At 64.2% G+C, this 9,439-nt stretch carries 11 protein-coding genes; 6 read left to right on the forward strand and 5 right to left on the reverse strand.

What is annotated here, in order from left to right; genetic code table 11:
- Positions 1-336: 336 nt before the first annotated feature.
- The 4 genes from WA904_RS12835 to WA904_RS12850 all read left to right on the forward strand — a co-directional run bounded on the left by WA904_RS12835 (position 337) and on the right by WA904_RS12850 (position 2,361).
- On the forward strand, positions 337-723 hold the full coding sequence (locus WA904_RS12835; protein ID WP_425197514.1) for a RidA family protein: 387 nt from the start codon (positions 337-339) through the stop codon (positions 721-723).
- A gap of 11 nt (positions 724-734) precedes the next feature.
- Positions 735-1,352, forward strand: coding sequence for an HAD-IA family hydrolase (locus WA904_RS12840; RefSeq protein WP_425197515.1), 618 nt, complete (start codon positions 735-737; stop codon positions 1,350-1,352).
- A gap of 7 nt (positions 1,353-1,359) precedes the next feature.
- Positions 1,360-1,914, forward strand: a complete 555-nt coding sequence (locus WA904_RS12845) for a DUF1697 domain-containing protein (RefSeq protein WP_425197516.1) — start codon at positions 1,360-1,362, stop codon at positions 1,912-1,914.
- 189 nt (positions 1,915-2,103) lie between these two features.
- On the forward strand, positions 2,104-2,361 hold the full coding sequence (locus WA904_RS12850; RefSeq protein WP_425197517.1) for a hypothetical protein: 258 nt from the start codon (positions 2,104-2,106) through the stop codon (positions 2,359-2,361).
- Positions 2,362-2,385: 24 nt separating this feature from the next.
- On the opposite strand, the gene WA904_RS12855 is transcribed toward WA904_RS12850, so the two are convergent.
- The 4 genes from WA904_RS12855 to WA904_RS12870 all read right to left on the reverse strand — a co-directional run bounded on the left by WA904_RS12855 (position 2,386) and on the right by WA904_RS12870 (position 6,294).
- Positions 2,386-4,089: an FAD-dependent oxidoreductase gene (locus WA904_RS12855; protein WP_425197518.1), complete on the reverse strand. Its 1,704-nt coding sequence runs from the start codon at positions 4,087-4,089 to the stop codon at positions 2,386-2,388.
- A gap of 207 nt (positions 4,090-4,296) precedes the next feature.
- Positions 4,297-4,950, reverse strand: a complete 654-nt coding sequence (alkB, locus tag WA904_RS12860; protein ID WP_425197519.1) for a DNA oxidative demethylase AlkB — start codon at positions 4,948-4,950, stop codon at positions 4,297-4,299.
- Positions 4,951-4,977: 27 nt separating this feature from the next.
- Positions 4,978-5,691, reverse strand: a complete 714-nt coding sequence (locus tag WA904_RS12865) for a 2OG-Fe(II) oxygenase (RefSeq protein WP_425197520.1) — start codon at positions 5,689-5,691, stop codon at positions 4,978-4,980.
- Positions 5,692-5,853: 162 nt separating this feature from the next.
- Entirely contained in the window at positions 5,854-6,294 is a 441-nt protein-coding gene (locus WA904_RS12870; protein WP_425197521.1) for a hypothetical protein, read from the reverse strand.
- 221 nt (positions 6,295-6,515) lie between these two features.
- Between WA904_RS12870 and WA904_RS12875 the strand changes: the two genes are divergently transcribed.
- Positions 6,516-7,994 carry a DHA2 family efflux MFS transporter permease subunit gene (locus tag WA904_RS12875; RefSeq protein ID WP_425197522.1) on the forward strand — a complete coding sequence of 493 codons (1,479 nt, stop codon included), beginning with the start codon at positions 6,516-6,518 and terminating at the stop codon, positions 7,992-7,994.
- 181 nt (positions 7,995-8,175) lie between these two features.
- On the opposite strand, the gene WA904_RS12880 is transcribed toward WA904_RS12875, so the two are convergent.
- On the reverse strand, positions 8,176-8,736 hold the full coding sequence (locus tag WA904_RS12880; protein ID WP_425197523.1) for a helix-turn-helix domain-containing protein: 561 nt from the start codon (positions 8,734-8,736) through the stop codon (positions 8,176-8,178).
- A 95-nt stretch (positions 8,737-8,831) separates the two neighbouring features.
- Between WA904_RS12880 and WA904_RS12885 the strand changes: the two genes are divergently transcribed.
- Complete coding sequence (locus WA904_RS12885) at positions 8,832-9,353, forward strand: N-acetyltransferase family protein (RefSeq protein ID WP_425197524.1); 522 nt, start codon at positions 8,832-8,834, stop codon at positions 9,351-9,353.
- Positions 9,354-9,439: the final 86 nt, after the last annotated feature.

Here is a 9,439-nt window from a genome sequence, read left to right on the forward strand (position 1 = left end):
CATCTCCAGCCGCATCCTCCGGGAACCCCTGGGTCCATTTCCGCAAACGGCGTGGAACGCCGTCCGCTAGTGTCCTGTCCCGGAAATAAGGTGATGAAATGAAATTGTCCAGTCAGCTGTCAGGCAAGGCGCGAGGAGGCGACATAGCCGTAGCTATGGCAACGACGAGCAACGCCGCATGGCGGCTGACTGGGCGATTTCATATCGCCTTTATTTGCGGGACAGGACACCCGGCTCACGGCCTGAGAGCAAGGAGTTCGAAAGTGGGAAGCCGGGGCTTGAAAAATGGCGCCACGCCGATAGACTCGGCGTTCGCCCCAAAGAGAGCCCTTCCCCATGCCGGTCATCAAACACAACCCCAAGGAACTTTTCCCCCAATACCGCTGCTACAGCCACGCCATGGAAATCCACGGCGACTCGCGCATGCTGGTGATCAGTGGCCTCAATGGCTACCTTGCAGACGGCAAGACCATGCCCGAGTCCTTCGAGGAGCAAGCCGAAGTGATCTGGACACACATCCAGACCCTGCTGCGTTCCGCCGGCATGGAATTGCACAACCTGGTGTCCGTGCGCACCTACCTGGCCGACCCGAGCTACGACGAAGCCAACGTGCGCACGCGCGTGAAGTTCCTGGGCAGCCACGAGCCCACCCTCACCGTGGTTTGCTGCCAGTTGCTGGATCCGAAGTGGAAGCTGGAAGTTGAAGCCGTGGCGGCCACCTGAACCGCTTTCTCATGACAGCGAAAGTTCAGGCACTGCTGTTTGACCTCGGCGGCGTGGTGCTCGACATCGACTTCAACCGCGCCTTCGAACACTGGCAACCGGTGTCGCGGCTGTCCCTCGACGAGATCAGGGCCGGCTTCCGGTTTGACGCCGCCTACCAGCAGCATGAGCGCGGTGAGATAGACGCAGCACAATATTTCGCCCACCTTTGCAACTCCCTCCAATTGCAGGAGGGCCATGTGCGTATTGCCGAGGGCTGGAATGCGATCTTTCTCGGCGAAATCAGCGAAACCCTGGCCATGATCCGGTCCGCGCGCAGCCACCTGCCCTGTTATGCCTTCACCAACTCCAACACCGCGCACCAGACCGCTTGGTCAGTGATGTTCCCGGCGGTCGTGCAGGCGTTTGACCGCATCTTCGTTTCGTCCGACATGGGCTGCCGCAAGCCCGAGCGGCAGGCCTTTGAGCACATCGCCCGAGAAATCAGGGTCGATCCCCAGGCCATCCTGTTTTTTGATGACCTGGCCGAGAACGTTGCCGGCGCACAAGCCGCCGGGCTGCAGGCCGTCCATGTGCGCGGGCCGGCGGATGTGCGGGCCGCGCTTGAACGCACAGGCTGTACGCCATAGTCCAGGCATGAAACACGCCGCCTTCTTTCGCAACCTGAACCTGGGCCGGGCAAACTGCCCCACCCGGGCGCAGTTCGAAGCAGCTTTCCTTTCTGCCGGCGCAGAGACTGCTTCGTCATTCCTCACCAATGGCACCCTTGTTTTTTCGGCCAAAAGCAATGCGAAAGCGAACAGGGTATTGACGCTCGCCTGCCGGGCTATGCTGACCGAATGCGGGCTCAAGGAACCGGCTTATGTACGTCAAGTGGATGCCCTCGCCGACCTGGTTGAACGTCGTCCGTTCAAGTCTGTGACACCCGGCAGCGTCTACGCGTGCTGCGTGTCTTTTCTGCCAGCGGCATATGCCGCACCGCCAAAATGGCCGCGCTCGTCGGCTCGTGGAGATGTTGAAATCCTGAGCATCACCGACACGGAAGTATTTAGCGTCAGCCGGCAGCTCGGCAAGTCGCCCGGCAGCCCGAATGCCTTTCTGGAAAAACTCCTGGGCTCACCGGTGACCACGAGAAACTGGAACACCGTGGTGCGTCTTGTCGAGAAACACGGCGACCCTCTGGAGGAATGAGCCGCCTTTAGGCAACGGGACACTCCCGTCTGTTGGCCCGCAGCGACACATAAGGACAAACAACACAGCCATGACGTTGCGCCCTCATCTCGCACCGGTACCCGCAACACAGGGGGCTTAGTGGTTTCTCCCAGTCTGTACGAGCAGCGGCCGGTCAGCTATTCTCGTGATTACTACAGGAGGGAACACATGGAATCGTCCTTGGAGGTCGTCGATCACGGCGACTGGCTCAGCTTTGGAATATCGCACGCCGGCAGCATCATTCCGGTCAAAATTTCCCGTGAAGCGATGGAAGAATTCTTCGACGCAGGCAAGGGGCCGGACTCATTGAAAAATGCCTATGCACTGGATGCGGAGATGATTCATGCCCGGGCTGCCGACATGATCGTGGCTGGCGTTGCCTATACCCCGGACCACCCATTGATGCTGAAGGCCGAAGACTTCTAGTTTCCAGGTTTCACGTTCAGGTACTCAGACCACGGAAGCTGAACGCTCCCGCGCCGCCAGGTGCTGGTGAATCATCGCCACCGCTGCAGCACCCTCGCCTATCGCGCCACCGACGCGCTTGACCGATCCGCTGCGCACGTCGCCCACCGCAAACAAACCGGGAATGCTGGTTTCCAGCGGCGCCGGCGTGTGGCCGGGCTGGCAACTGAGCACTTTTTCGCCGGTAAGGACAAAACCGTGCGGATCGATGGCAACACCGCAGCCCTGGAGCCAGCTGGTTTCGGGGTCGGCACCGACGAACATGAAGACATTGCGCATGGCCGCCTGCTGCTCGCTGCCGTCCTGGCGGTTGCGCCAGGTCACGGCCGCCAGACCGGCTTCGTCGCCATGCAACCCGGCCAGCTCGGTATACGGCAACAACTCGATGTTCGGCGCGGCTTCGATGCGGTCTATCAGGTAACGCGACATGCTGGCGGCCAGGCTGGGCCCGCGCACCAGCACATTGACCTTGGCGGCATGCTGCGAAAGAAACACCGCGGCCTGTCCGGCGGAGTTGCCGCCGCCGACCAGGGCGACTTCGGTCTGGCTGCACATTTTTGCTTCGAGGGCCGAGGCCCAGTACCAGACGCCGCGGCCTTCAAACTCCGACAGGCGCGGCACTTCCGGCCGGCGATAACGCGCGCCGCTGGCAACCACCATGGTTTTGCCGCGCAGCCGGCGCCCGTCGGTCAGCGTGAGCTGCAGTTCACCCTCCGTGGCCATGCGGCGGCAGTCCAGCGACTTTGCCTGGGCGGGAATCAGCATCTCGACGCCGAACTTCTGCGCCTGTACATAGGCACGGCCGGCCAGCGCCTGGCCCGAAATACCAGTCGGAAAGCCGAGGTAGTTTTCGATCCGCGCGCTGGCACCGGCCTGGCCGCCATAGGCCCGGCAGTCGAGCACCAGCACATGCAGGCCTTCGGAGGCGGCATATACGGCCGTGGCCAGGCCGGCCGGGCCGGCGCCGACCACGATCAGGTCGAACAACTCGTCGTGGTCGGCGGTGTCCACCATGCCGATGCAGCGCGCCAGTTCGCCTTCGGTCGGGTTCAGCAGCACCGAACCATTGGGGCACACGGCCAGCATGTCGGCAGCGCCTGCGCTGTACTGCTCCAGCAGCGCGGCGGCGCCGGCGTCTCTGGTGATGTCCATGACATGGTGCGGCTCGCCGTTGCGGCTCAGGAAACTTTGCAGGCGCAGCACACCGGCCGACTGCGGCTGGCCGATCAGCACCGGGCCGCTGGCCCCGGCTTCGATCAGCGCGACGCGGCGCAGGATGAGCGCACGCACCAGGCGCTCGCCCAAGTCGGCCTCGGCGATGATGAGCGCGCGCAGCTGGTCGGGCGGAATCAGCAGCGTCTCCACTTCCTCTTCGGCATGGCCATCCACCAGCGCGACGCTGCCCGAGAGCTGCCCAACCTCGGCCGAAAACCCGCCCGGCCCATGCCGGACCACGGGCACCACGCGGCCCATGCCGTCGCGCTGGGTCACGGCCACCGTACCCTTGAGCACCACAAACATGCCGGGGCCGGTTTCACCGGCAGCGAACAGCCGGTCGCCGCGCTGAAAGCGCAGCAGCTTGCCGAAGCGCTGCATGCGTTCCATCTCGGAAGCGGTGAGCTCCGGAAACATCTGGTGGCGCCGGTCGTTGTAGGGCGTGAACGGCGTTTCTGTCGAATCGTCAGCCATGGGAAAAACCTCCGGTGGTGCTGTTGGCCCGTGTGGATTTGAACCGCGAATGTATGCAGGAACAAGCAGGAATTGTGACGCAGGGTCAAAGGCCTGCGGGGACAGAAGTCTTTGATCGCGTGTTTCGCCGCAGAAGAAAAATGCTATCTTTTCAATAGCTGCTTGCGCCCTCCCCATATGGGCTGGAGGCACTTTTTCTTCTAAAAGTCAGCCTGCCTGTCGAAATGTCAGATTGATGCGGTGCCGGCCCAGCAAGGGGTGTTCACCGTCGGCCAGCGGTGCCACGCCGTGGTAGGCCAGGCGCGCCGGTCCGCCCCAAACAACCACATTACCGTGGGCCAGCCGGTAGCGCTGCGGCTTGTCGCTGCGCCGGCCGGTGCCGAACAGGAATACGGCGGGCAAACCCAGCGAGACAGAAACAATGGGCGCGGACAAATCCTTCTCGTCCCTGTCCTGGTGCAGCGAGAGCCGGGCACCGGGTTCGTACCTGTTGATCAGGCAGGCGTCGGGCCGGAAGCCTTCAAAGCCGGCCTGCGCGGCAGCACGTCGCGCGAGGTCCGCAAAACACGCCGGCATGGCCGGCCAGGGCTGGCCCGAGAGCGGGTCCAGCGCGTCGTAGCGGTAACCGCTGCAGTCGGACACCCAGCCGAGTTCGCCGCAGTTGCTCATGCCCACCGACATGGTGTATCCGCCAGGTGTGACCAGGTGGCGGAACGGCGCCTGCGCGATGACCTCTTCAATGGCCTGCAACAGGGTTGCGTCACCCTCGCGCGCAAAGGCATGCAGCCGCATCGCGCCGGGGGCCAGCGTTTCACGCGACACCGTGGCGGGCAAATCGTCAAAGAGATCGGTGGTACTCAAATACGGCTCCGGGAGGGTGTGCCCATGCTACTGCGCGTCATGAAAAATAATACCGAGCGTGTGGCGCTGCCCCGAGCGAAGCCGGCTCACGCCGTGGCGCATGTTGACCCGGTAAAACCCGCGGCTGCCCTGCACCGGGCGGTGGTGCACGGCAAACACCACGGCGTCACCCTGGCCCAGCGGCACCACCTCAGGCCGGGACTGCATGCGCGGGCGCTGCTCGGTCAGCACAAACTCGCCGCCGGTGAAATCTTCGCCCGGCCGCGACAGCAGCACCGCCACCTGCAGCGGAAACACAGGCTCGCCGTACAGGTCCTGGTGCAGGCAGTTGTAGTCGCCTTCCGCGTACTGCAAGAGCAGCGGCGTCGGCCGCACCTGGCCGGCCGCATGGCAGCGCGCCAGGAAAGCGGCATGCCCAGCCGGGTAACGCACCGCGATGCCCATGGCTTCGTTCCAGCGGTTGGCCACGTCCACCAGCCGTGGATACAGCATGCTGCGAAGCTGCTGCACCAGTTCGGGCAGCGGATAGCTGAAGTACTGGTATTCGCCCTGTCCAAAACCATGCCGGGCCATCACGACACGGCTGCGAAACAGGGCGTTCTGCCGATACAGCCCGGCAACTTCTGCACACTGGTCAGGGCTCAACAGCTGCGGCAACACAGCGCTGCCCTGCGTCTGCAGCGCTTCGGTCACCCCCGTCCAGCCGGCTTCGGGTTGCCTGTACGTCAACAAGGTATTCATGGCGAGCTTGTGTCCTGAAGAAAACCCCAAGCGTAGGCTGGAAGGGCCAGGCAGGCTCGCCGGAAACGGACATGCCACCCCATTCCATACAGGTATGGGGAAGCCCCGCCTCACGCATCAAATCGGCCACCAGCCCAATAGATTCGGGCGCCAACAGCTACTTTATTGATAGCGTGCCGGGGAACCCTGCAAGCCGGTGCCGCCGACCAGCCCCAGCATGGCGAGAAAACGATGCAGGAACGTATCGGCCACAGGCGCCGGCAAAGGCTGCCGGGCGGCAGGCCGGCTGTCTGCAAATTCCGGCAGGCAATCGGCTAGCTCCTCAAAACCCTCCACGATGCGCGGGCCGACCCAGAGCCGCACCCAGCGTGCCATCGCCAGGCGCTGGTCGCCCCTGCGCAAACTGGTCGCAAACTGCGGTGTGCCGAAGGACCTGGCAATCTGCCGTTCGACCAGCGGCGTGGCCTCGTCGGCCACCCAGTCCAGGAACACGGGCGACAGGTTCTGCCGGCTCGCGCAGACAAGCTCAAACACCAGCTCGTCCAGCGCAGAGACGGCGGTGAGGCAAGCCTCCTTGAGGCCCATGGTGTTGGTGCGAATCATGACGGTTTCCCCCAAAAATCAGTAAGCTGCAGGCTTGTTACCCGTGCCTTCCGCTTGCATGCGGACCGCTGCAGGGGCATGGCGGACCCGCTTCCGCACTGGCGGGAATACGCCAGAAAAGCAGATGCGGTTTCTTGAACAACAAGCAGGAGAGCCATACATGGTTAACGGCAAGCCAGCAAACAAATTGAGCGCCGCGCACAACACCGCGAAGCACCGCCATGGCGGGTAGCGTCCTGTCGCCCTGCGACGAAGGGCTGATCCGCGCGCAGCACGCGGCCGGAACAGCGGCAGCCCCTGCAGTGCGGCGCGGCCTGGCGCTGGCCGCCACCGTCCTCGGCTCCTCCATGGCCTTCATCGACGGCTCAGTCGTCAACATCGCCCTGCCCGCCATCCAGCGCGACTTTGCGGGCAGCGCCGGCCTGGCGGCCATGCAATGGGTCATCAACGCCTACCTGCTGGCACTGGGCTCGCTGGTGCTGGTGGGCGGCTCGCTGGGCGACCGCTTCGGGCGGCGCACGGTGTTCATCATCGGCATTGCGCTTTTTACCGCCGCCTCTGTCGCCTGCGGGCTGGCCCCGGGCACCGGTGCGCTGATTGCGGCGCGCGCCCTGCAAGGCGTGGGCGCGGCACTGCTGGTGCCGGCCAGCCTGGCCATCATCGGCAACGTGTTCGAAGGCGAAGCACGCGGCAAGGCCATCGGCACCTGGGCCGCCTGGGCGGCCATCACCGGTGCGGCGGGGCCGGTGCTGGGCGGCTGGCTGGTGGACACGGTTTCCTGGCGCGCGATTTTTTTCCTGAATGTGCCGCTGGCGGCGGCCACCGTCTGGCTGGCCCTGCGCGCCGTGCCCGACAGCCGCGACCCCGACGCGCCCCGGCACTTCGACTGGCTGGGCGTGCTGTTCGTGGCCAGCGGCCTGGGTGCCCTCACCTACGGGCTGACGCTGGCGCCCGAACGCGGCTGGGGCCATGTGCGCGTGTTGCTGCCCCTGGCGCTGGGTGCCGTCATGCTGGGGGCCTTTGGGGTGGCACAGCTGCGGGTGCGGGCGCCCATGATGCCGCCCTCGCTGTTCAGGTCGCGCGACTTTGTCGGCACCAACCTGCTGACGCTGCTGCTTTACTTTGCACTGGGCGGTGTGCTGTTCTTCCTGCCCTTTGTATTGATAGGCGCCTTTGGCTACTCGGCCACTGCGGCGGGCGCCACGCTGCTGCCCTTTTCCATCATCCTGGGCCTGCTGTCTTCGACGGCTGGCCAGGCCATGGAGCGTTTTGGCGCACGCCGCATGCTGATAGGCGGCCCGGCGTTGGCGGCGGCCGGCCTGGCCCTGATGGCGCTGCCGGGTGTGGGCTGGTCCTACTGGGCGGGCTTTTTCCCGGCCATGGTGGTGCTGGGCCTGGGCATGACGATTGCCGTCGCGCCGCTGACCACCACCGTGATGAACGCCGTGCCCACCGCCCATGCCGGCGTGGCTTCGGGCGTGAACAATGCCGTGGCGCGCATTGCGGCCTTGCTGGCCGTGGCCGTGCTGGGGGTGGTGTTCAGCGCGTCCCTGGGCGGGCCGATGGAGGGCGCGTCTGCCGCCATGCTGATCCATGCGTTCCGCTGGGTGGTGCTGGCGGCCGTGCTCTGCGCGCTGGCCTCGGCGATGTGCGCTGCAGTGTTTTTGCAGCCCATGCCATCAGCTGTTCGGCCGCAGTAAACACCGGTCGCGCGGCTCGACGTTTTCGATGCGCCTGAACTGCTGCCGGCCACAGGCGTGGTGTTTGTGCTGTTTTTGATTGGCGGGACACTGCAGGTGCGGCGTATACGCGCCAGGAACGCGACACCGACCGTCGCTGCTGTGCCAGGGTCTGCTGCTGCCAGTTGAAGGCCGGCCGGTTTCAGCCGGGCCAGACGACCAGCAAATAACGGCAAGCGCTGCGCCCCAGGGTTTTAAAAGCCACGGGGCGGTCAACGCCGAAGTCCAGGCAGTCGCCGGGCTCGAGTTCGAAAACTTCGTCGCCGTATTCAACACGCAAGCTGCCGTCGACCAGCCAGAGGCGCTGCCGGTAGGGCTGACCGCTCCATTGCGGGTAGGCAACGCGGGCAGACCGGGGCAGCTCAACCTCCACCATCTCGATACCGTTGTCGGGCTCACGCTCAGCCACCTGGCGCCGCAGGTAGCCGGCTTTCGGGTCACGCCACACCGCCTGCTCTGCCCTCTTTCGCAGCCTGCGGACGGCTTCCTCTTCCTTGTCTTCGGTGAGCAGCTGTGCCAGCGACACTCCCAGGCCGGCTGCGAGCCGCCCGAGGATCATGGCTGTCGGGCTGCTTTCCACGCGCTCCACCCTGGAGATCATGGCCTTGCTGACACCCGACACTTCGGCCAGTTGCGCCAGACTCAGGCCCCTGGCCTGGCGCAATGCCAATAGCCGTGACGCGATTAGGGCATCAATCGTCATGGAGCACCTTTCGGGAAATACATTCGTCCATCATAAGGGATTAACCATCTCTTATAGTAGACAATCATTGTCACCCTTTCCGAAAGGAACTACCCATGCATCTCGTCCTGTGCACCGAAGAGCGCCATGCCAGTCAGATCCTGGCTATCTTCAACGAGGCGATCGTCAACTCGACAGCGCTGTACGACTACAAACCACGCGCGCCTGAAACCATGGTGGCCTGGTTTGCCGCCAAGCGTGCCAATGATTTTCCGGTGATCGGGATGGAAGACGGCAACGGCAAGTTATTGGGCTTTGCGAGCTACGGCACCTTCCGAGCATTCCCGGCGTACAAATACACGGTCGAGCACTCGGTCTATGTTGAAAAAAACAGCCGTGGCCTGGGCTTGGGGCGCAAGCTGCTGGAGGCAGTAATCGCCAAAGCCGAAGAACAAGGCATGCACGCCCTGGTGGGCGCGATCGACCTCGACAACAGCGTGAGCATGGCGCTGCACAAACGCCTGGGCTTCGAGCACTGCGGCACGATCCGGCAGGCGGCTTTCAAATTTGGGCGCTGGCTGGACCTGGCCTTTTTGCAGCGCACACTTGCGACGCCGCTGGAGCCGGTGGACGGCTAGGAGTCTGCGCGGCGGAAGGCGTCGAAGCGAAAAGTGGCCCCGGCGAGCACAGTTTTTGCGGGGTTTGCAGCGCCATAGCCGTAGCT

Origin of the sequence: Polaromonas sp., from assembly GCF_049790275.1 — a bacterium.
In the GTDB taxonomy this organism is placed as follows: Bacteria; Pseudomonadota; Gammaproteobacteria; order Burkholderiales; family Burkholderiaceae_C; genus Polaromonas.

Excerpts from the sequence above, each read along its gene's own strand:
- WA904_RS12835 (WP_425197514.1), top strand. The coding sequence starts at position 337 with ATGCCGGTCATCAAACACAACCCCAAGGAACTTTTCCCCCAATACCGC.
- WA904_RS12840 (WP_425197515.1), top strand. The coding sequence starts at position 735 with ATGACAGCGAAAGTTCAGGCACTGCTGTTTGACCTCGGCGGCGTGGTG.
- WA904_RS12845 (WP_425197516.1), top strand. The coding sequence starts at position 1,360 with ATGAAACACGCCGCCTTCTTTCGCAACCTGAACCTGGGCCGGGCAAAC.
- WA904_RS12850 (WP_425197517.1), top strand. The coding sequence starts at position 2,104 with ATGGAATCGTCCTTGGAGGTCGTCGATCACGGCGACTGGCTCAGCTTT.
- WA904_RS12855 (WP_425197518.1), bottom strand. The coding sequence starts at position 4,089 with ATGGCTGACGATTCGACAGAAACGCCGTTCACGCCCTACAACGACCGG.
- WA904_RS12865 (WP_425197520.1), bottom strand. The coding sequence starts at position 5,691 with ATGAATACCTTGTTGACGTACAGGCAACCCGAAGCCGGCTGGACGGGG.
- WA904_RS12870 (WP_425197521.1), bottom strand. The coding sequence starts at position 6,294 with ATGATTCGCACCAACACCATGGGCCTCAAGGAGGCTTGCCTCACCGCC.
- WA904_RS12875 (WP_425197522.1), top strand. The coding sequence starts at position 6,516 with ATGGCGGGTAGCGTCCTGTCGCCCTGCGACGAAGGGCTGATCCGCGCG.
- WA904_RS12880 (WP_425197523.1), bottom strand. The coding sequence starts at position 8,736 with ATGACGATTGATGCCCTAATCGCGTCACGGCTATTGGCATTGCGCCAG.
- WA904_RS12885 (WP_425197524.1), top strand. The coding sequence starts at position 8,832 with ATGCATCTCGTCCTGTGCACCGAAGAGCGCCATGCCAGTCAGATCCTG.